Source organism: Cesiribacter sp. SM1, assembly GCF_020178975.1.
GTDB lineage: Bacteria > Bacteroidota > Bacteroidia > Cytophagales > Cyclobacteriaceae > Cesiribacter.
The window spans coordinates 263809-286733 of sequence record NZ_JAHXBU010000091.1 but is presented as its reverse complement, the minus strand read 5'-3'; the positions used below and the strand labels follow the sequence as shown (position 1 = coordinate 286733).

Below are 22925 nucleotides of genomic sequence, written 5' to 3'. Positions count from 1 at the left end.
AATCGTGCAACAGTTATGAAGCACCCCAAATATAGCCTGATACTGCTTTTCCTTTGCTGTAGTGCATTTTCTGCAGGGATGCTACAGGCTCAGTCTGTTGTTTCTGAAGCAAAAGGAGTAGCAGATAAGCCGGTTTTCACGATCAGCAATCCTGATTATACGCTGAGCCCGCACACGGGCATGACGCGGGCGCACTGGGCTGATGCCGCCCGCTACCTGCTGGAAGGTGCTTTCGGCTACATAAACGAGCTGAACGACCCGATGAAGTTCCCGAAGCAGCCAGGTAAAAGTTACCCTCACAACGAAAAGCAGGTACCTACGGAAAAGCTGGAAGGCTTATGCCGCACCCTGTTTGTAGCAGCCCCGCTTTTGAAAGAGAATCCTGCTTTGGAGTTAGGGGGCATAAAGGTGGCGGAGTATTACAGGCATCAGATCGGCAGGCTACTCGATCCTGATAGTCCCTCTTTTATTCCCCATCGGGCAAAGAATGGTGGCCCCAGCCAGATCCTGGTAGAGTTTGGTGCCCTGGCTATTTCACTCTTTGTAACGCCGGAAACCATCTGGGATCCGCTTAGCCAGGAGCAAAAAGACAAGCTTGCCGCCACCATGATCAGCTATGGCGACGGGCCAACGGTAGACTCCAACTGGAAGTTCTTCAACATCTTCGTCTTAAGCTTTTTCAAAGAGCAGGGGTATGCGGTAAACGAAGCGTTGCTGGAAGAATACCTGGAAAAATCGCTGGCACATTACAGGGGCAATGGCTGGTACAACGATTCTCCTGCTTACGATTTCTACAGCATGTGGGCTTTCCAGCTGTACGGCATACTCTGGTCAGAGCTTTTTGGTAAAGAGTATTATCCCCGGTATGCTTCCCGGTTTCAGGATAACTTCAAAGACCTGAACGGCAACTATCCCTACCTGTTTTCAGAAGACGGCAACATGATCATGTGGGGCCGCAGCATTAGCTATCGCTTTGCCTCCATCAGTCCTTTTCCGTTTATGGGTTTTCTGCAGGATGAAGACATCAATTGGGGCTGGATGCGCAGAATAGCCTCAGGTACCCTGCTCCAGTTTATGCAAAACCCCGGGTTTATGGAAGATGGGGTTCCTACCCTTGGGTTCTACGGGCATTATGAGCCTGCCGTACAGGTCTATAGCTGCCGTGGCAGTGTGTACTGGATGGGCAAGGCATTTCTGGGCCTGCTGGTACCGGCAGATAACCCTTTCTGGACCGCTACAGAAAACGAAGGCCCCTGGGAGGATAAGTTTGATAGTAATAAGGTGTACAACAACTTCCAGGAAGGTTCTAACATCCTCATCACCGACTACCCCGCCATTGGTGCTGCAGAGGTGCGCGCCTGGTGTCACGAGAAGGTAGCCGACGACTGGCAAAAGTTCAGATCAACTGAGAACTACAACCGCCTCTCCTACAACAGTGCATTTCCCTGGCAGGCCGATGGTGAGGAGGGAGCAGTAGCCATGAACTATGTGTTCAGGAACAGCAAAGGTGCCTGGGAGGCCCTGCGGCTGTATACTTTCAAAAAGTTTGAAGAAGGGGTGTACTACCGTGATGTTGTGCTGGAAACCAACGATCAGTATAAACTGCAGCTGGCCGATATCCCCCTGCCCAACGGCATTTTGCGCATCGACAGAAACATCAGTACCGATATAGGGCAGCTTCGCCTGGGCCATTATGCTTTGCCGCAGCTACATGCCCCAATCAGGCAAGAGGTACAAAAGGTAAAAGGCTACGAAGTGCAGATCATCGACAACGGCAGCTATCAGCTGGCCATGGTTCCCCTGGAGGGCTGGGAGGGCATGGAAGTAGTGGAGACCAGTGGACTGAACCCTGTTAGTGAGGAAAGCAAAGTGATCAATGTCTCCGATTCGTTTAAACCCCAACCGCAGGGGCCTGAACTGTATGCCACACTCATGCTCTGGAAAAAATCAGGTGAGCAGTGGACAGATGAAGAGCTCGTGCCTGTGAAGAGCATAAAGCAGGCTAAAAGCGACAATAGCATTACAGTGTTGTTCAGGGATCAGCACAGGAAAGTAGTGAGGTTTGAGTGATGATAAGTGTATGCCCGCATAAAAAGAAACATTGGTGCAGGGGTTCTTTTACCCGGTTTTAAAATAGGATTGCGAAGCCTGATGCTTAACTTGGAGAAGACTGCATATTTTCAATAATACAGCCGGGTTGATGATTTTTGTTGATTGCTTTACAGTGGTACAGGGTTCAAATTGTTAGTGATACTTATTAAAAACAGAGCATGAAGGTTTATTCAGGTGCTGCATTGCTTGTGGCGGCATTCATTTTTATTCAGTGCACCTCCATTCAGACAGATAACAGCCAGGAGGATTGGCAGACGCTTTTCAATGGCAAGGATCTTAACGACTGGATTGTAAAGATTCACCATCATGAGGTTGGTGATAATTATGCCAATACCTTTCGGGTAGAAGACGGACTGCTGAAGGTGCGCTATGATGATTACGAAACCTTTAATAATCGCTTCGGGCATTTGTACTATAAGGAACCTTTCTCTTCTTACCACCTGGTAGCAGAGTACCGCTTTGCCGACCAATGGATGGAAGATGCGCCGGACTACACCTATAAAAACAGCGGCATTATGTTTCACAGCCAGGACCCCAAAACCATTCTGAAGGAGCAGGACTGGCCGATTTCTGTAGAGTTGCAGCTCCTCGCCGGTTTTGGCGATGGCAAACCCCGGCCCACCGGCAATATGTGTTCTCCTGGCACCGATGTAGTTTACCAGGGCCAGGTAGATCCCAGGCATTGTATCGAATCAAGCTCTAAAACGTATGAGGCCGGTGAGTGGGTACGGGCAGAACTTATCGTATGGGGAGATTCGCTGATCACCCACCTCATCAATGGCGATACCGTGCTGCAATACAGCAAGCCCCAGGTTGGGGGAGGGGTGGTAAATGGTTTCGATCCTTCCCTTAAACAGGATGGTAAATTGCTGAAGGAGGGCTTCATTGCCCTGCAAAGCGAAGGGCAGGCTATAGATTTCAGGGAAATAAAGATCAGAAAGCTGGAGCAGAAGCCCTGATGTGAGCATGAAACACAGCTATCTCTTTTTGTTGATCATAGGCCTTTTTGCCTGCAGTAAAAAACAGGCCGCCTACAGGCCAGACACTGCCCCGCCGGCAGCAAAGGAAGGCTACAGCCTGCTCTGGCACGATGAGTTTGAGCAGGACGGAAAGCCTGATAGCAGCAGCTGGTCGTATGAAAGAGGCTTTGTAAGAAACCAGGAACTGCAGTGGTACCAGCCGGAGAACGCTAATGTTTCTAACGGAGTGCTGGTGATAGAAGGAAAGCGTGAGCAGGTAAGCAACCCCCGCTATGAAGCCTCCAGCCAGGATTGGAAGCAGAATCGTCAGTTTGCGGAATATACCTCGGCAAGCATTAACAGCAGGGGTAAAAGAAGCTTTAGATACGGCATGCTGGAGGTGCGTGCAAAAATTGATACGGCCATGGGCTTGTGGCCTGCCATCTGGACCCTGGGCGAAACCAAGCCCTGGCCGGCCAACGGCGAGATAGACCTGATGGAGTATTACCGAGTGAACAGGAAAGGAACAATCCTGGCGAATGCTGCCTGGGCTGATGAAAGAAATCGGGCAGTTTGGGATGAGCAAAAAATCCCTTTTACCCATTTTATCGAAAAGGATCCTGAATGGCCGCAGAAGTTCCATGTCTGGAAAATGGACTGGACAGAAAGTTACCTCCGGCTTTACCTGGATGATGAGTTGCTCAATGAGGTTGACCTAAGCCAGACCCTTAATCCTGATGGCTTCAATCCTTTTCACCAGCCCCATTACATTTTGCTGAACCTTGCCCTTGGCTCAAACGGCGGAGATCCTTCAGCCACTGCTTTTCCCAGGAAGTATATGGTAGATTATGTGAGGGTTTATCAGAAGCAATCAAAATAGAGCTTGTTCATTCATCACCCTTTTTTATTTCTGTTATGCTGCTGCTGCCTCACCTGAATACATGCCTTGTGGTGCGGTAAATGCCAGGTCTATTCTTTAGTAAGATCGGAGGGCAGCTTCCCAAACTGGTCTTTGAATAGTTTACGGAAGTATTTCATGCTGCTAAAGCCTACCTCGTGTGCGGCCTGAGATACATTTAGCCCTTGTTCGTTCATGAGCTGGGCAGCTCTTTTTAATTTAACGGTTCGGATGTATTCATTGATGTTTTGCCCGGTAACTGCCTTAATTTTTCTGTAAAGCGATGTTCTGCTCATGGCCATAGAATGTGCAATAGCCTCAACATTGGCCTCATCTGCCTGAATCTGGGAAAGGATGGTGCTTTCCAGGGCTTCCAGGAACTGCTTTTCCCGGCGGAAAAGGGGCGAGTTCTCTTCCTCTGCACTTACAGTTTCTCCAGTTTTATTCTGGAAGTATTCTCTGAGTTGCCTGCGTTTGCTGAGCAGGCTTTTGATCCTGGTTAAAAGTAGCTGTCCATTGAAGGGCTTGGTGATGTAGTGATCTGCCCCTTCCTCAAACCCTTCTTTGATAGATTCATCGCTGTCGTTGACTGTTAGCAGAATTACCGGGATATGCGTGGTAGCAGCATTCTGTTTCAGGCATTTGCATAGCTCAAGTCCGTTTTTACCAGGCATGCAGATGTCGGAGATGATCAGATCAGGAACATACTGGCAGGCCTTTTCCAGGCCCTGCACTCCATCCTGTGCGGTAATAAGGTGATAGTCGTTTTTCAGCAGGCCGCTGAGATACTGAAGGATGCCCGGGTTATCGTCAATGAGCAGGAGCACTTCCCTGTTGCCATCGCCGGTATGAATAATTTTTTCTTCGCACTCTTCCTGGGGGCCTGCCAGTTCTTCCCCGGGCAGGAGGGGAATCAGTTGTGTGTCCTCCTGAGGGCTAAGTACGGCTTCCAGCTCCTGCTGCAGGTGCGGGGGTAGTTCGTGATCCAGGGGCAGCGATATGGTAAAGCTGCTGCCTTCTTTTGGCCTGCTTTCTGCCAGAATGTTACCATGGTGAAGCGCTGCCAGCCTTTGTGAGAGGGCCAGGCCTATTCCGGTACCTTTTTTATTTGTATCACCGGCTCTGTAGTACCACTCGAAGATGTGTGGCAGGGCATCCGGGGAGATGCCTTCGCCTGTATCCTGCACCTGAATGTACACATGGGTGTGGTCGGCAAAGAGCTTTAATTCAATGGTACCATTTTTAGGAGTAAACTTAATGGCATTGGTGAGCAGGTTGTAGACCATGATCTGGAGCTTTTCCAGATCTACCCACGCCACAACTTCCTCTTCCGGAGCCTGGTAACAGAAGTTAATCTTCTTTTTGTAAGTCAGGGGCTTATAGTTGTTGAACCAGTTCTCAACAATGGGCTTAAGCCTGTACTGGGCAAGCTTTAGCTCATTGAGGCCCACTTCTGTTTTTCTGAAGTCCAGCAGCTTATTGATGAGCTGTAGCAGGTATCTGGCATTTTTCTGCACCAGCCCCAGGCTTGTTTTATCTTCTCTGCTTTTTGCTTTAGCGGCTAAATCTTCTATCGGTGCCAGAATAAGCGTGAGTGGTGTTTTAAGCTCATGCGAAAAACTGGTGAAAAAGCGTGACCTTTCCTCATTGAGGTCGTGCTCCAGCTGGCGCTGCTTTTTCTCCAAGAGCAGCGAGTTCTGGAGTTTAACCCGTTCGGTGTAGTATTTCATGGCCCCATAAAAGAGCAGGATCAGCAGCAGGGTATAGATAACATAGGCCGGAAGTGTTTTCCAGAAAGGAGGCGTAATAATAATGCTTAGGGTTGCGTAGGAGGCATTTTCCGCATCGGACGAGTGCTGTGCCTTAGCCCTGAAGAGGTACCTGCCAGGGGGCAGATTGCTGAAGTTTGCCGTGCCCACATTGCCTGCCTCAATCCAGTGGCTGTTATAGTTCTCTAAGGTGTAGGAGTATGAAACATTATCAGAAAAAGGGTACTGTAAGGCAGCAAAATCAATCGAGATCAGGCTTTGGTCATAGGGTAGTACAACCACTTTTTGATGGGAGAGGGATTGCCGGAGCACTGCCTGTTCATCATCATGATTTACCGGTACCAGCTTGTTAAACAGCTTAAGAGCGGTGAGCATAAGGGGAGGAGCAGGCTGCGCTGCTCTTACTTCCTGAGGATGGAACAAACTAATGCCTTTATTTCCTCCAAAATATATGTAGCCACCAGCCCCCCTGCTTACCGCATTGTGGTTTAATTCGCCGGCACTGTTGTTTGCAGGGTAGGCTAAACTGCTGATCTTTTCCGTGGGGATATGCAGATGGGAAATGCCGCTTAAGGTACCGATCCACAGGTGTTGCTCATTTTCCAGGAGCAGGCTACTGACGGTGTTGTTGGCAAGACCATGCTGTTCAGAATAAACCTGTACCGAACCGGTGCTGGGGTTAAATTTTATAAGTCCCCCATATTGTGTGCCTGCCCAGATTTCACCATTTAGGGTTTGCACCAGGGAAAAAACAATATTGCTGCTTAAACCTGCTGTGTTGGAGGTGTTGAAAAATCTTATGGAATCTGCTTCAGGCAGATAAAAGCCAATGCCATCTCCATAAGTAGCAAGCCACAGGCCTCCGTTTGGGGCTTCCTCTATGTCGCGGATATCCAATGCACCTGTCTTTTCAATAGGCAGGAATTTATCCGCGTGTTCATCGTAGCGGTAGAGTCCACCCCGGTTGGTGCCTACCCACAACCTGTTTCTAGAATCTTCCACAATGGTTCTGACATCACTGCCGCTGCTTACCGGCCCCTGCAGGTAATGCCTGCACTTTCCTGTTTCAGGATCCATACGGCTGAGCCCCCCGCGGTAGGTGCCCACCCACAGATATCCCCGGCTGTCCTTTTTCAAAGCTAGAACATAATCGTTGCTGAGGCTGGCAGGATCGGTGGGTGAATGCTGAAAGTGCCTGATGCTGCCGCTTGCGGCCTCCACCAGGTTGAGTCCGCCGCCATCTGTTCCGATCCACAGATCGCCATTTGCATCATGCTCAAGGGCACCAATGCGGTTGTGTGCCAGCGTTTCTCCACTGCTTGTGGGCTTACGGCGGAGCAGCATTAGTTTTTCGCCCTTGGGATCTACAAAATTGATGCCTGTGCTGGTGCCAAGCCACATATTGCCGTTCCGGTCCTTAAGAATGCTGGATACAGTACGGTTGTAAACGCTTTCGCCATCATCTCTGGGTAGAAACCATTCAAACTGGGCCTGCCCCTTTTTCGTCAGGAACTCCTGCTTGTTAACTATGTTCAAGCCACCGTTGCGGGTACCAATCCATATATTGCCCCTATCATCTTCCTGCAGGCATAATACTTCTGCATCGCTTAGGCCCTTGCCCCGGTTGTGAGAGGCTCCTGTAAAAATGGTGTCTGCAGAAACGGTAATTACATAGAGCCCCGACATTGTACCTACCCAGGTGTTGCCCTCCTGATCCAGGTAGAGGTGGTTGATGGTTGAAGCGGCTTCTTTGTAGCTAAAAGTGATGTGATCTGCCTTTTTATCCTTAAGCCGAAATTTATTTAAGCCGCCATTGTAGGTACCCACCCATAAGATACTGTCGCCCTGCAGGGCCATGCAGGATATTTCTATGGAGGAGAGGTCTTTTTGTTCCCGTACCGATCCATTTAGTTGTTTAAGGCTGCCATTGGGCTGCAGCAGTTGTATGCCACCCTTATAAATGCCCAGGATAATGCTGCCATCGGGCATGGGTATGGCAGTATTCACGTAGTTCTGTAGCAGACCGTTTTCGGTGGTATAAGCCCGGAAAGCTTCTTTGCTTACATCAAAAACATTTAATCCTCCATCTGTAGAAATCAGGATGTCTCCTTTTTCGTCTACCGCCAGGTGCTGTATGTAATTATACAAGAGCGAAGGAGAGCGGCCATCCATTTTATATTTAACAAAGCTGCTGCCATCATACCTGTTCAATCCATCCATGGTACCTATCCAGATAAATCCCTGCTTGTCCTGCACCATGCTGTTGATGGTGTTGTTCGAGAGTCCGGCCTCATCATCGATCAGGTAAAATCTAAGCCCTTTCTTTATTTCCTTAGGCACAAGTCCGGCAGTATGCTGCGCATGGCTGCTGATGCAACAGAGGATGAGGAAAAGGAGTGAAAAGATATTTTTTTTCATTTCAGGAACAGCACCTGGCAAAGCAGGTAACTCATATATAATGCATTAATTTAAGCATAATTGAACAGTTTGTACCCCCTCATTTGCCATTTTTTGCCCCTCCCGATGCTCAATTTTTGCTGAAGTTTGTAACAGATGGTCGGCAATTTCCAAGAGCAGAGATCTTCAGAAGACCTTAAACTATAGTGCAGGCAGGGGGCAGCCACAGCAGTGCTGGCTGTTACAGGGCAGCTCATTTAAGCAGCATTATTTACATAAAGTGCTGTGCTTAGCCTGGGGTATACTATACACCGGCTGCTGCACATACTAGCTAACGATCGTTGAACAGCGCTGTATTCAAAACTACGGCTTACATAAAGCCACAGTAGAAAATATAGAAGAGACAAACCAATCAATTTTTCAGCTTATGAAAGAAAAACTACTAACAAAGAAAAAGTACATTCTATTTTTATGTCTTTTCATGCATACGATTGCGACTTCGTTTGCGCAGGGACTAACAGTGAATGGTACTGTGGTGGAGCAGGCCTCCGGAGAAGGTATGCCCGGCGTGGCCATCCTGGTGAAGGGAACTTCAAGTGGAACCGTTACAGATGCTGATGGCAGGTTCAATCTGCAGGTTCCGGGAGAAGATGCTGTACTGGTGTTTTCTTTTATTGGATATATGAGCCAGGAAGTACCCGTAAGAGGCAAGTCTACCATCAATGTAACGCTGGTAGAGGATGTTGAAAGCCTGGAGGAGCTGGTGGTTGTTGGTTATGGTACCCAAAAGAAGGCTACCCTTACAGGTTCTGTATCGGAAGTGCAGGGCAAGGAAATCACCCAGAGCCCCCAGCCAAACGTTTCGAACTCCCTGGCTGGCCGTATTTCCGGTGTTATAGCCAATAACCGCGGTGGCGAACCAGGCTACGATGGTTCTAATTTTTCCATCAGGGGCCTGGCAACTACCGGTAACAATGATGTGCTGATAGTTGTAGACGGGGTGCCGGGCCAGATTGGTGGCCTCGACCGGCTGGATCCTAACGATATTGAGAGTATTACAGTTTTGAAAGATGCCTCTGCCGCTATTTACGGCAGCCGGGCTGCAAATGGGGTTATCCTGGTGACTACCAAGAAAGGGAAAGCCGGAAAACCAACCATCTCCTATACCTTTAACCAGGGGTTTTCCTCCCCCACACGCCTGCCTGAAATGGCCGATGCTGCCACGTATGCTCAGATCAGGAATGAGATTGCCTATTATAATAATGAGGATGGAGGTTTAAACCAGGTGTATACCGAAGAGGAAATACAAAAGTTCGGGGATGGCTCCGATCCGCTTCTTTACCCCAATACCGACTGGCAGCAGGAAGCCCTGCAACGGGTAGCCCTCCAGAACCAGCACAATCTTTCTGTAAATGGTGGCACCGAGCGAATCAACTACTTTTTATCCCTGGGCAAGTTATTCCAGGAGGGTTTGTACAAAAACGGCGCAACAGAGTACAACCAGTACAATTTCAGATCTAATATAGATGCCGATATTACAGATAGGCTAAGCGTTGGCCTGTTCCTTTCCGGCCGTCAGGAAGACAGGCAGTTTCCGACAGAGGGTGCCGGAACAATATTTCGCTCCATTTACCGGGCATATCCTACGGTGGTGGCCCGTTACCCCAATGGCCTGCCTTCTACAGGTGTGGAAAACATGAACCCTATCATGATGGCCACCAGTGCCGGGGGTACCCACAGCAATCCTACCTACATATTCAATGGTATTTTAAAGGGGCGCTACGATCTTCCCCTGGTGAAAGGACTCTCCCTAGACGGTTTTTATTCAACTGACAGATCTTTCAGCACTTCTAAAAATTTCAGAACCCCTTACGCACTGTACCGGTACAACGCCACTACCGGGAACTACGACGAAACAGTTGCCGGCGGTGGCCCCAATGGTAAAGCACAGCTGAATGAGGAGAGCTTTGACCAGTTTATGACGGTGGGCAATATAAAACTGAACTACCTCCGCAACTTTGGCAGCCACAACGTAAATACTTTTGTTGGTTATGAGCAGAGTAAATTCAGGCAACAGACCATGGGAGCTTCCCGCCTGCATTTTCCTACTACCCAAACCCCGGAATTATCGCAGGGTGGAGCTGCCGCTACCGATTACAACAACTGGGGCAGCAGCTACAACTTTACCAGGAGAAGCTACATCAGCAGAATTGCCTACGACTACAATGAGAAATACCTGGCAGAGGTGCAGTTAAGGATAGACGGTTCCTCCATTTTTCCTAAAGACAACCAGTGGGGATTCTTTCCATCTGTATCGGCAGGCTGGCGCATATCAGAGGAGAATTTCTTTAAGAATAACATCTCCTTTATCAATAACCTGAAGCTCCGGGCTTCCTGGGGGCAGCTGGGCAACGACAATGTGGGCCAGTTCCAGTACTACGATAACTACTCCTTCAATAACTTCTATGTAATAGGCGATAATGTGTACCCAGGCATTAACCTGACGAAGCTGGGCAACCCGAATATTACCTGGGAGGTAGCCACCAAGACAGATATTGGCATTAATGCAACTTTCCTGAAAAACTTTGGTCTGGAACTGATCTACTTTGATCAGAAAAGAAACAACATTCTTTCCACCCGCAATGCCTCTATTCCTGCTACCAGCGGTATCGTAAATCCTTATGATGCAGAAACACTGGTGCCATCAGAAAATATAGGTAAAGTAAACAATAAGGGCCTGGAAACCACCCTTTCCTATAACAGAACAGGCAATTTCAGCTGGGGTGTATCGGGTAATCTTACCTATGCCAAAAACGAGCTGGTGTTCAAAGACGAAGCCCCTGGTGTACTGGATTATCAGCAGGAAACCGGAAGAACCCTCTACACCTACCTGCTGTACAATGCCATTGGTATTTACCGCAGCGAGGAAGATCTTGAGCAGTATCCTTCTGTGCCAGGCGCTAAGGTAGGAGACCTGATTTACCAGGATTATAATGGCGATGGTGAGATTACTGCCGACGACATGGTGAGAACCAAATATGGCAACATTCCGCAGCTGACCTATGGTCTGTCGTTGAATGCCGGCTGGAAAAACTTTGATTTTGCAGTGCTGTTCTCCGGGCAGTCCAGGGTAAGCCAGTACGTGCTGCCTGAGTCTGGTACCATCGGCAACTTTTACAGCAGCTGGGCCGACAACCGCTGGTCTCCCACCAACCCGGAGGGAACCTACCCCCGCGTGGATGAAAGAGCTTCTTCGGCCATCAGCGGCGGTTTGTACCGTAATAATTTCTGGCTAAACGATGCCTCTTTTGTTCGCTTAAAGAACATTCAGCTGGGGTACTCCCTGCCTGCAGGGCTTCTGTCAAAAGTGAACATTGCCGACCTGCGGGTATATGCCAACGCTTTTAACCTGTTAACCTTCACTAAAGTGAAAGATTATGACCCGGAAGGAAACAACGAAAGCGGCCAGTTTTACCCGCAGCAGCGAATCATTAACCTGGGTGTGAATGTCAGATTTTAATTTAAACCTCAACATGAAAAGCAATAAGACTTTACATATTTTCTATATAGCTGCTGTTGTTTGTGCCACCTTCATCTCCTGCCAGGACGATTTTCTGGATGTGGTACCTACGGACCGTGTATCTGATGCGGCTATTCTTTCCGATTCCACCCTCTTCGAATCTTATGTGATCAACAGGTACATGGGCGTAAGATTAACGAATAAAGAAGCAGAGGGCGTGCCACCGGGCTTTGGCCGCGGCCTGGAGTATGCGTTGTGGAGTTCGCTTACCGACGAGTCTATCTACAACAACGATGATAACACCTGGGTAATTCAGCAGGGGAACCTTTCTCCTGAGAACACCGGCATTGCTGGCACCTTCTGGGGCAGGAGCTACCGTGGCATACGCGAAGTAAACTATGCCCTTACGAACATTGACCAGGTGCCGATGAGCCAAAGCCGCAAAAACAAGCTGATTGCCGAGCTGAAATTTATCAGGGCTTTTCGATATCACGACCTGATTCGTAACTACGGTGGTGTGGTGCTGATGGGCGACAGGGTAACCCAGCTGGGAGAGGATTTCACAGATCCAGAGCTTTTCAGAAGAGCCACAATTGAAGAAAGTATTAACTATGCCGTTCAGCAACTCGATGAGGCTGGCAGCGGGCTGCCCCTGAACAACGAAGGAGACTGGGAGCTGGGCCGGGCTACCAAAGGAGCCGCTCTGGCCTTAAAGGCAAGGCTGCTGCTGTATGCTGCAAGCCCCCTGTACACAGGTGGTGTAAATGATGCCGCAAAATGGGAAAAAGCCGCTGCTGCTGCCAAAGAGGTAATGGATTTGGGCATGTATGGCCTCTACCAGGGAGGTTATGGCGAATTGTTCCTGACCCCTGGCACCCATGCAGAAATCATTTTTGCCAGGTACCATAACCTCAACGCCAAACATGTGCGCATGGAAATAGCCAACGGACCTAACGGCTATGATGGATGGGGCGGTAATGTTCCGCTGCAAAACCTGGTAGATGATTATAACATGCTGGATGGCTCTGAATTTAACTGGGAGAATCCTGCGCATGCAGCCGCACCTTACGAGAACAGAGACCCTCGTTTTTACGAAACCATTCTTTTCAACGGTGCTCCTTACCGAAACCGCCAGGTAGAAACTTTCCTGCCCGGAGGTTTAGACAGCAACGATGGCCCCTCCAACTGGAATACCTCCAAGACTGGCTACTACCTGCGGAAGTATGTTAACGAGGACCTGCCCATCCAAAATCCCTGGGAAGTGGCCGGTACCCAAAACTGGATCTATTTCCGGTATGCAGAAATACTACTGAATTATGCCGAGGCCAGAAACGAAGCAACAGGTCCTGATGCCAGCGTATATGAGGCCATCAACAGCATCAGGGGCAGAACAGGTGTAGAAATGCCTCCGCTGCCGGAAGGGCTCTCGCAGGCAGAAATGCGCGAACGTATCCGGCAGGAACGCCGCATAGAACTGGCCTTTGAGGAACATCGCTTCTATGATGTACGCAGATGGAGAATTGCAGATGTAACAGAAAATGAACCGGCCTATGGCATTGAAATTTTGAAGCAGCCAGACGGTACCTTCACCTACCAGAGAAAGGTAGCGCTTGCCGGCCGCAGGTTTGAGGAAAGGCACTACTGGTTGCCGATTCCCCGATCAGAGATTCAGGCATCAAACAATCTGTTGCAGCAAAATCCCGGATATAGTAATTGATTTTTGTTGGTTGGTTTATTGTAGAAAGTTGCAGGAATAGCTTTATGCTTTCCTGCAACATTTCTCTGATTCTGGCAGCAAATACCATCTATTCATCATCAAATACCTAATCGTGACAAAAACCACATCAATAAGTGCATCCATACTGCTTATTGTACTTTGTTTTCTGTGCTGGGGCTGCGGACTAAGTTCTGAGGAAGCCGGCAGAATGCCTGATGACATGGCCACCAAAACAGTCACCATCAGGCTTAATCCTGCTGAAACCTATCAGACCATTGATAACTTCGGTGCATCGGATGCCTGGGCCTGCCAGTTTGTTGGTAACTGGCCAGATGATAAACGCAATGCCATTGCAGATCTGCTCTTCAGTACCGATACCACTGCTGAGGGCAAACCAAAGGGCATTGGTTTGTCATTGTGGAGGTTTAACATTGGAGCAGGTAGTGCACAGCAGGGCAGTAACAGCGGTATTGGAGATGAGTGGCGACGGGCAGAATCTTTTTTACAGCAAGATGGTACCTACGACTGGCAACGGCAGCAGGGGCAACAGTGGTTTATGCAGGCGGCCAGGCAAAGAGGTGTTCAAAAATTCCTGGCTTTTCCAAATAGCCCGCCTGTGTGGCTCAACAAGAACGGGAAAGCTTTTGCCACTGCCGGAAAATCCAACCTTGCCCCCGACCGTTACCAAGCCTATGCGGCTTACCTGCTAACAGTGTTGAAGGGCTTGAAGGATAAGGGAATCGATATACAGTACCTTAGCCCGGTGAACGAACCCCAGTGGGATTGGAGTGATGGGGGGCAGGAGGGAACCCCTTTCACCAACGAAGAAATTTTTGGTATTGTGAAAGAGCTGAATGAGCAGTTAGAGCAAGAAAGCATTGATACTAAAATAGACGTAGCAGAGGCAGGCAAGATCAACTATCTGTATGCAACAGAAGACAGGCCGGGGCGTGGCAACCAGGTATACGATTTTTTCAATCCAGCCTCACCCCTCTATATCGGAGGTTTTTCCAGGGTAGGAAACGTTATTTCAGCACACAGCTACTTTACCACCTCACCTTTTCCGGAGGCTGTTGAAAAAAGAAATCAGTTGGCGGCAGCAGTAGCGGCTGTGCCGAACCTGGAATACTGGATGTCGGAATACTGCATCCTGGGCGATAATGAGGGTGAAATAAAAGGAGAGGGTAGAAATTTAGGCATTGATCCGGCCATTTACCTGGCCCGGGTAATTCATAACGACCTGGTGGTGGCAAATGCCACAGCCTGGCACTGGTGGCTGGGTGTATCGCCCTACAACTATAAAGACGGACTCGTTTATGTAGATAAAGAAAAGACCAACGGCAATTATTACGAGAGCAAGCTCCTGTGGGCTTTGGGTAATTACAGCCGTTTCATACGTCCGGGAGCAGTCAGAATTGCTGCGCAATCTTCTGATTTATCAGTAGACGATTCTTCCCTGCTGTTCTCGGCTTACACCCATCCGCAGGACAACCAGATCATCAGCGTAATCATCAATTCAGGCATAGCAGCTGTTGGTGTAAAGCTGGAGTTCGCCGGAATTCAGGTAGAGAATCTGCGTTTCTACCAGACTTCAGAAAGCGATGCGCTCACAGCCGGCAGGGGCCGTGCAGAGGATATGTTTACCATTCCTCCCCGCAGCATTATTACAGTTGTTGGCAATATAAAGTAACCTACTTATGTACATGAAAAAGTTTTACATATGCATAGTTGCAGCCTTGTGGGCCTGCACCGCTTTTGCCCAAAACGGAAGGGTAAAGCAGTTGTTCAACGAAGGATGGTATTTTCATAAAGGGGAGGTGCCCCAGGGAGAAAAAGCAGCCTTTGACCACAGTAGCTGGCGGGCGCTGGAGCTCCCCCACGATTGGAGTGTAGAAGGACCGTTCAGTAATCAGTGGGCAAGCGGAACAGGCTATCTGCCCGCCGGCATAGGCTGGTACCGTAAAACCTTTGATATTGCTCCTGAGCTCCAGGCGAAGCACCTCTTTCTGTATTTCGATGGCGTTTATAAGAACAGCGAAGTTTGGATAAACGGGCATTCCCTTGGCAAAAGGCCCAATGGCCATATTCCTTTTCAATACGAAATTACCCCATACCTGAACAAAGGTGGTAAAAACACCATTGCTGTTCGGGTAGACCACAGCAAGGTAGCCGATTCCAGGTGGTACAACGGCTCTGGTATTTACCGGAATGTATACCTGATTGCAAAAGAGCCTGTTCATATAAGCCAGTGGGGTGTTGCTTTTGCCACGCCGGAGGTGAGCGCAGCACAGGCGAAGGCCACCGCGGCGGTTAAGCTCGAAAACAAATCGGCAGCGGCCGCGCAGGTATTGGTAAAAGGGCAGTTGCTTAACCAGCAGGGGCAGGCAGTGGCAGAAGCGCAAAAAACAGTATCGCTGGGGGCTGGAAAAGCCACAGAAGCAGGGCTTGAATTTCAGGTCCGCGATCCACAGCTGTGGTCACCGCAAAACCCTAATCTGTACCAGCTTAAAGTAAGCCTGGCGGTAAATAATCAAACAACAGATGAATTGCTGCAAAATGTTGGCTTCCGTACGTTCCGCTTCGATGCCAGCGAAGGTTTTTTTCTCAATGGTCAGAACATGAAAATCAAAGGCGTATGCATTCATCAGGATGCAGGCGCCCTGGGATCTGCCGTGCCGCAGGAAGTGTGGGAGCGCAGGCTTCAGTCTTTAAAAGCCCTGGGCTGCAATGCCATTCGCATGAGCCATTACCCACACCAGGATTACCTCTACGATTTATGCGACAAAATGGGCTTCCTGGTGCAGGACGAAGCCTTCGATGAGTGGGAGGTGGGAAAAAATAAATGGATTGAGGGCTGGAATGTGGGTACCCCCGGCAAGGATGGCGCCTTTGAGCATTTTACAGAATGGGCTGCCCGGGATCTGCGTGATATGATCCTGCGTAACCGCAATCACCCCTCCATCATCATGTGGAGTATTGGCAACGAAATAGATTACCCTAACGACCCTTACACCCACCCGGTACTCGATGAAGGGCGCAATCCTCAAATTTATGGAAAAGGATATGTACCCGGTAATCCGCCTGCCAGCAGGTTGGGCGAAATCGCAGAGATGCTGGTGAAGGAAGCCAAGAAGTGGGATACCACCCGCCCGGTAACAGCTGCTTTGGCCGGGGTAGCCATGTCTAACCATACCAGTTATCCAGATGCGCTTGATATTGTAGGCTACAATTATCAGGAATATCGTTACGAGGAAGATCACCGGAAATACCCCAACAGAATTATTTATGGCAGCGAAAATGGCGATGCCCTCGAGGCATGGCTTGCCGTGGAAAACAACCCTTACATCTCATCGCAATTTATCTGGACGGCCTTTGACTTTCTGGGAGAAGCCAGAAGCTGGCCAAGCCGCAGCAGTGGTGCCGGTATCCTGGATATGGCAGGTTTTCCCAAACCAGACTACTACTTTCGGCAAAGCCTCTGGGCCAGCGAACCCATGATCTACATTGGAACTTCGGAAATACCGAAAGAAGAAGAAAGAAGGGGCCGGAATCCGGCCCCACACTGGAACTGGCCGACTGGCGAACAGGTAAGGGTAAGCAGCTACACCAATTGCGAGGAAGCCGAACTATTTCTCAATGGAAAATCCTTAGGCCGGAAAAAGCTTTCAGATGCAACCGGAAGGGTTATTCAGTGGGATGTAGCCTATCAGCCGGGAACCTTACTGGTTAAAGGATATAATGCCGGAAAAGAAGTAAGTACCCATGCCCTTAAAACTGCTGGTGAACCCTATGCCATTAAGGTTGTGGCAGATAAAAAGCAATTGAATGCTGCTAACAAAGAACTGGCACAGCTGGAAGTTATGGTAGTAGATAAAGAGGGTAATCCTGTATATGCTGCAGATAACGAGATTATTGTTGCCGTAGAGGGGCCTGCAAAACTGCTGGGGCTGGAAAGCGGCAGCCTCACGAGCCACGAAGATTACAGGTCCAACAAAAGGAAAGCACAGCATGGAAAGCTGCTGGCATATGTACAAAGTCAGCATAAACCGGGAAAAGTAAACATTTCCTTTCAATCCAGTGGCTTAAAGCCCCAGGAGGTGAGCCTTACTGTAGACTAAGTATGAGACACATATGCTTTCAAAAATAGGTAAAATGCATTTTTTTGGTGTGCCAGGTGTTGGTGATAGCAAACCAGTTTTACCGCCTGCCTCAGATAAACATGCAGTACCATCACAGATGCTGTTTTATAAACAGTGAAGTAACCCGATCTTGATCACTGAAAACAACCTATACAAAATGCGAAAACTTTTATTGCTGCTATTAGGCATGAACGCAGCTGTCGCTTACGGACAGTCGCCCGGGAATGAGTGGGAGAACCACCAGGTGTATGAACGGAATAAAGAAAAGGGTCATGCTACCTTTATCCTGTACGATAATGCCGCCGCCGCCCGAAAAGGTGATAAGCAGCAGTCGCCATATTACCAGTCCCTGAATGGCAAGTGGAAGTTTAACCTGGTAAAGAAACCGGCAGATCGTCCGAAAGATTTTTACCAGCCAGGCCTGAACGATGGGGATTGGGATGAAATACCGGTACCCTCCAACTGGGAGATAGAAGGCTATGATACCCCTATCTATACCAACATTGTATATCCCTTTCCAAAGAACCCGCCTTTTGTAGATAATGAGTATAACCCGGTAGGTACCTATCGCAGAACATTTACATTGCCTGCCACCTGGATGGATCGCGAGGTAATGCTGCATTTTGCCTCTATCTCCGGCTATGCACAGGTGTATGTGAATGGTCAGGAAGTGGGCATGAGCAAAGTGGCGAAATCACCTGCTGAATTTGATATCACTCCCTATTTAAAACAAGGCGAAAACCAGCTGGCCGTGCAGGTATTCCGCTGGCACGATGGCAGCTACCTGGAAGATCAGGACTTCTGGCGCTTAAGTGGTATCGAGCGGGATGTGTACCTGCACGCCCTGCCCAAACTAAGCATAGAGGATTTTACCATCAACGCAGGGCTTGATAAAACCTATAAAAATGGTGAGCTGGAGGTTTCGGTAGACCTGCGGGCCTTTGAAGGGAGCAAGCAGCAGGAAGGAACACTTACCCTGGAGCTGTATGATAAAAACAACAAAAAGGTATTTTCACAGGAGAAAAGCTTTGCTTCTGCTGCAGATCCACTAACATTCAATGGCATCCTAAAGCAGGTAGCCCGCTGGAGTGCAGAAGAGCCTAACCTTTACGAGTACATCATTAGCCTGAAAGATGCAGCAGGCAGGGCTGTTGCCTATACGGCAGGTAAAACAGGCTTCCGCGAAGTAGAGCTGAAAGAGGGACAGCTGATGGTAAACGGAGTGCCTGTTACCATTAAAGGTGTAAACCGTCATGAGCATGATGATGTGCTGGGCCATGTGCCCAGCCGGGAAACCATGCTCAAAGATGTACAGCTGATGAAGCAGTACAACCTCAATGCTGTACGCATGAGCCACTATCCGCACGATCCGGAGTGGTATGCCCTGTGCGATGAGTATGGCTTGTATGTGGTGGATGAAGCCAATATCGAAACACACGGCATGGGTGCTGAACACCAGGGCTGGTTCGATAAAAGCAAGCATCCCGCCTACCTGGAAGAATGGGCACCCGCGCACATGGACCGCATTACCCGCCTGGTGGAACGGGATAAAAACCATCCTTCCGTAATCATCTGGTCTATGGGCAATGAGTGCGGCAATGGTAAAGTGTTTCACGATGCCTACACCTGGATCAAAAAAGAGGACCCCACCCGCCTGGTAATGTTTGAGCAGGCAGGCCAGGACTGGAATACTGATATTGTTGGTCCCATGTACCCCGGCTATAACAGCATGAAAGAATATGCCTCTAAACCGCAGGAGCGCCCCTACATCATGTGCGAGTATTCACACGCCATGGGCAACAGCAACGGCAACCTGCAGGAGCTCTGGGATGTTATTAACAGCAGCAAGCATATGCAGGGCGGTTTTATCTGGGACTGGGTAGACCAGGGCCTGAAATCAACCGACGATAACGGCAGAACCTACTGGGCTTACGGCGGCGACCTGGGAGGCCTGCACCTGCAGCACGATGAAAACTTCTGCGCCAATGGCCTGGTGGCAGCCGACCGCAGCCCACACCCGGGTATCCATGAGTTAAAAAAGATCTACCAGAATGTTCATTTTGGAGTTAAAGATCTCGCAAAAGGAGTGATTACCGTAGAAAACCGCTTCGACTTTACCAACCTTAAAGACTACAGCTTTAAATGGCAGCTTTACAAAAATGGTAAACTGGAGAAAGAAGAGGCTTTTACGGTAGCCCTTGCGCCACACCAGCAGAAAGAAGTAAAACTGAAGCTGCCTAAAATAGCCCCGGAAGAGGGAGATGAATATTTCCTGAACCTCTATGCTTATACCGCTAAACCAACGGCACTGATACCGGCCGGGCATGAAATTGCAAGGGAGCAGCTGGCCTTTAGCAGCAATGCCTACCTCAAAAAAGCAGCTGTTGCCGAAACGGCGCTAAAGATCAGCAAAGAAGAGGCCAACAAACTGCGGTTCAGCTCCGGCGAAATTGAAGGAGAATTCAACACCAAAAACGGCAGACTTAACTGGTATGGCAAAAAAGGCAGCCGCATCATTAACCAATACCCCGAACCTTACTTCTGGCGAGCGCCAACCGATAACGACTTTGGCAATGGCATGCAGGAGAAGCTGGGCATCTGGCGCACCGCTCATATAGACAGGAAAGTGAAAGAGGTAAGGGTGGGAGAGCAGGGTCCGGAAGGACTGCCCATTACAGTTAATTACGAGTTAACAGGGATTAATGTACCCTATACGGTGGAATACCTGATCCAGAACGATGCTTCCATCAAAGTAACCGCATCTATGGATATGAAAAACAGGGACCTGCCGGAGCTGCCGCGCTTTGGCATGCGCATGGAGCTGCCTGATGAAATGGAAAACCTGTCTTACTATGGCAGAGGACCCTGGGAAAACTACAGCGACAGAAAATCATCGGCTTTTATAGGCCTATACCAGGATAAGGTTGAAAACCAGTTTGTGGCAAATTACATCCGCCCGCAGGAGAACGGCTATAAAACAGATGTTCGCTGGCTGCAGCTTACCAATAAAGACGGAGTGGGCCTTAGAATAGAAGGTGTACAACCAATTGGTTTCAGTGCTTTACCCTACCGGGCAGAAGACCTGGACCCGGGCCTGACCAAGAAACAGCAGCATCCTACAGATCTGAAAAAAAGAAATGCGGTAAGCCTGCACATAGACCTGAAGCAGCGTGGCGTAGGAGGCGATAACAGCTGGGGAGCACTTCCTTATGAGCAGTACAGGCTCCTGGACGATCAGTACAGCTACTCCTATGTAATCCGCTACATCGAAAACGGATTGCTAACCAAAAAGTAGTGCTGTAAAGACTTCAGGCTATCCTGAAGGTGTTTTTTCTGCATGACCTGGCCCCTGTTTGCTGCTGCAAAGGCCAGGTCATGTTTTTTTTTGGTTTTCATCAAAGGGTGTCCTGCCCTGGCCAAAAGGTTATCGATGGAAAGTTTACCACAGTGTACTGTTCCAGAAACTTAGCGTCCTGAACAATTATCAGCGCATGATATTTAAGCTTCCGGCTGTCATCAAAAGGATGCAGCGCTAAGAAATTCCCAAAAAACAGTAATTTTGCAGTGTTGTCTAAGGTTAGCCGCCTTCAGGCCCCTTAAACTTTTCTACATAAGCTGAAGCAATAGATTTTTATGAGTGATAATAAAGGCCCAAACTTTCTCGAAGAGATTGTTGCCAACGACCTTAAAACCGGAAAATACAAAAGCATTGTTACCCGCTTTCCGCCGGAGCCAAACGGTTACCTGCATATTGGTCATGCCAAAAGCATCTGCCTGAACTTTGGTCTTTCGCAGGAGTTTGGCGGGTACACCAATCTGCGCTTCGACGATACCAACCCCACCACCGAAGATACCGAATACGTACAAAGCATTAAGAATGATATTCGCTGGCTGGGATTTAACTGGCAGCACGAGCTCTACGCCTCCGACTATTTCCAGCAGTTGTACGATTGGGCCGTTGTGCTGATCCGCAAAGGACTGGCTTATGTAGACGACAGCACCAGCGAAGAAATTGCCGCACAAAAAGGTACGCCCACCAGGTCTGGTACCAACAGCCCCTTCCGCGATCGTAGTGTAGAAGAAAACCTGCGCCTGTTCCAGGAAATGAAGGAGGGTAAGTACCGCGATGGTGAGAAGGTGCTCAGGGCCAAAATAGATATGGCGCATCAGAACATGCACATGCGCGATCCGCTCATGTACCGCATTAAACATGCCCATCACCACCGTACCGGCGATACCTGGTGTGTGTACCCCATGTACGACTTTGCCCATGGCCAGAGCGATGCCATAGAAAATGTTACCCACAGCATCTGCACACTGGAGTTTATCCCGCACCGCGATCTGTACTACTGGTTTATTGAGCAGCTGGGAATTTTTCCTTCGCAGCAGTATGAATTTGCCCGCCTGAACCTAAGTTATACGGTAATGAGCAAGCGCAAATTACTGCAGTTGGTAAATGGCAGGTACGTAAGCGGCTGGGACGATCCGCGCATGCCTACCATCAGCGCCCTGCGCCGCAGGGGCTATACGCCGGAGAGTATCCGCGATTTTTGCGAGCGCATTGGTGTGGCCAGGCGTGAAAACCTGATTGATGTGGGGCTGTTGGAGTTTAGCGTGCGCGATCACCTGAACAAAGTTGCCCAGCGCCGTATGGTAGTGCTGGATCCTCTTAAAGTAGTGCTTACCAACTATCCCGAAGGAGAGGTGGAGATGCTGCCGGGTGAGGATAATCCCGAAGATGCAAACAGTGGCTCCAGGGATATCCCGTTCAGCCGTGAGCTGTACATCGAGCAGGAGGATTTCATGGAAAATGCACCCAAGAAGTTCTTCCGCCTCGCGCCCGGACAAATGGTGCGCTTAAAGCATGCCTACATCATTAAGTGCGAGGAGGTGGTGAAAGATGCGCAGGGCAATATCACAGAACTGCACTGCACCTATGTGCCTGAGAGCAGGAGCGGTTCCGACACCTCAGGCATCAATGTAAAAGGCACCCTTCACTGGGTGAGTGCAGCACAGGCCCTGCCGATTGAGGTTAGGCTGTACGACCGCCTCTTTATGCACGAAGATGTAGCCGATGCCGAAGGTGATTTCAAGGAGCACCTCAACCCGGACTCCCTGCAGGTGATAGAAACAGCCTATGCCGAGCCAGCACTGAAAGAAGCCACACTCGAGGAGCGCTACCAGTTTCTGCGCAAGGGCTATTTTACCCTGGATCCCGATTCTACTGCAGATAAGCTGGTGTTTAACCGTACCGTAGGCTTAAGAGATATGTGGGCCAAGGAATCTAAGAAGTAAAAGAAGGGGGCAGCTGAAAATCCCATTTCCTGAATACATAAAAAACCTCCTGGCTTTTGGTTCTTGAAGCATGACAATTCAATTTCCAAAGCAGGAGGTTTTCTTTGTTTCTGTGATCT

At 49.2% G+C, this 22925-nt stretch carries 10 protein-coding genes; 9 read left to right on the top strand and 1 reads right to left on the bottom strand.

What is annotated here, in order from left to right:
- Window positions 1-15 precede the first annotated feature (15 nt).
- The 3 genes from KWJ01_RS19065 (at window position 16) to KWJ01_RS19055 (ending at window position 3951) form a co-directional block, all read left to right on the top strand.
- The gene (locus KWJ01_RS19065; protein ID WP_224998643.1) at window positions 16-2070 is read left to right on the top strand and encodes a DUF2264 domain-containing protein; all 2055 of its coding nucleotides are present in this window, start codon (window positions 16-18) and stop codon (window positions 2068-2070) included.
- Window positions 2071-2270: 200 nt separating this feature from the next.
- Window positions 2271-3071 (top strand): DUF1080 domain-containing protein, encoded by an 801-nt coding sequence (locus KWJ01_RS19060; RefSeq protein ID WP_224998642.1) that lies wholly within the window; start codon window positions 2271-2273, stop codon window positions 3069-3071.
- 7 nt (window positions 3072-3078) lie between these two features.
- Window positions 3079-3951, top strand: a complete 873-nt coding sequence (locus KWJ01_RS19055; protein ID WP_224998640.1) for a family 16 glycosylhydrolase — start codon at window positions 3079-3081, stop codon at window positions 3949-3951.
- 89 nt (window positions 3952-4040) lie between these two features.
- On the opposite strand, the gene KWJ01_RS19050 is transcribed toward KWJ01_RS19055, so the two are convergent.
- Window positions 4041-8156, bottom strand: a complete 4116-nt coding sequence (locus KWJ01_RS19050; RefSeq protein WP_224998638.1) for a two-component regulator propeller domain-containing protein — start codon at window positions 8154-8156, stop codon at window positions 4041-4043.
- Window positions 8157-8616: 460 nt separating this feature from the next.
- On the opposite strand from KWJ01_RS19050, the gene KWJ01_RS19045 reads away from it, so the two are divergent.
- The 6 genes from KWJ01_RS19045 to KWJ01_RS19020 all read left to right on the top strand — a co-directional run bounded on the left by KWJ01_RS19045 (window position 8617) and on the right by KWJ01_RS19020 (window position 22806).
- The gene (locus KWJ01_RS19045; protein WP_224998636.1) at window positions 8617-11655 is read left to right on the top strand and encodes a TonB-dependent receptor; all 3039 of its coding nucleotides are present in this window, start codon (window positions 8617-8619) and stop codon (window positions 11653-11655) included.
- A 13-nt stretch (window positions 11656-11668) separates the two neighbouring features.
- Window positions 11669-13372: a RagB/SusD family nutrient uptake outer membrane protein gene (locus KWJ01_RS19040; RefSeq protein WP_224998634.1), complete on the top strand. Its 1704-nt coding sequence runs from the start codon at window positions 11669-11671 to the stop codon at window positions 13370-13372.
- Window positions 13373-13484: 112 nt separating this feature from the next.
- Window positions 13485-15062 carry a glycoside hydrolase gene (locus KWJ01_RS19035; protein WP_224998633.1) on the top strand — a complete coding sequence of 526 codons (1578 nt, stop codon included), beginning with the start codon at window positions 13485-13487 and terminating at the stop codon, window positions 15060-15062.
- 13 nt (window positions 15063-15075) lie between these two features.
- Entirely contained in the window at window positions 15076-17490 is a 2415-nt protein-coding gene (locus KWJ01_RS19030) for a sugar-binding domain-containing protein (protein WP_224998632.1), read from the top strand.
- 178 nt (window positions 17491-17668) lie between these two features.
- Complete coding sequence (locus tag KWJ01_RS19025) at window positions 17669-20806, top strand: glycoside hydrolase family 2 TIM barrel-domain containing protein (protein WP_224998631.1); 3138 nt, start codon at window positions 17669-17671, stop codon at window positions 20804-20806.
- Window positions 20807-21144: 338 nt separating this feature from the next.
- Window positions 21145-22806 carry a glutamine--tRNA ligase/YqeY domain fusion protein gene (locus tag KWJ01_RS19020; RefSeq protein WP_224998630.1) on the top strand — a complete coding sequence of 554 codons (1662 nt, stop codon included), beginning with the start codon at window positions 21145-21147 and terminating at the stop codon, window positions 22804-22806.
- Window positions 22807-22925: the final 119 nt, after the last annotated feature.

Excerpts from the sequence above, each read along its gene's own strand:
- KWJ01_RS19055 (WP_224998640.1), top strand. The coding sequence starts at position 3,079 with ATGAAACACAGCTATCTCTTTTTGTTGATCATAGGCCTTTTTGCCTGC.
- KWJ01_RS19020 (WP_224998630.1), top strand. The coding sequence starts at position 21,145 with ATGAGTGATAATAAAGGCCCAAACTTTCTCGAAGAGATTGTTGCCAAC.
- KWJ01_RS19060 (WP_224998642.1), top strand. The coding sequence starts at position 2,271 with ATGAAGGTTTATTCAGGTGCTGCATTGCTTGTGGCGGCATTCATTTTT.
- KWJ01_RS19045 (WP_224998636.1), top strand. The coding sequence starts at position 8,617 with ATGCATACGATTGCGACTTCGTTTGCGCAGGGACTAACAGTGAATGGT.
- KWJ01_RS19025 (WP_224998631.1), top strand. The coding sequence starts at position 17,669 with ATGCGAAAACTTTTATTGCTGCTATTAGGCATGAACGCAGCTGTCGCT.
- KWJ01_RS19040 (WP_224998634.1), top strand. The coding sequence starts at position 11,669 with ATGAAAAGCAATAAGACTTTACATATTTTCTATATAGCTGCTGTTGTT.
- KWJ01_RS19030 (WP_224998632.1), top strand. The coding sequence starts at position 15,076 with ATGAAAAAGTTTTACATATGCATAGTTGCAGCCTTGTGGGCCTGCACC.
- KWJ01_RS19050 (WP_224998638.1), bottom strand. The coding sequence starts at position 8,156 with ATGAAAAAAAATATCTTTTCACTCCTTTTCCTCATCCTCTGTTGCATC.
- KWJ01_RS19065 (WP_224998643.1), top strand. The coding sequence starts at position 16 with ATGAAGCACCCCAAATATAGCCTGATACTGCTTTTCCTTTGCTGTAGT.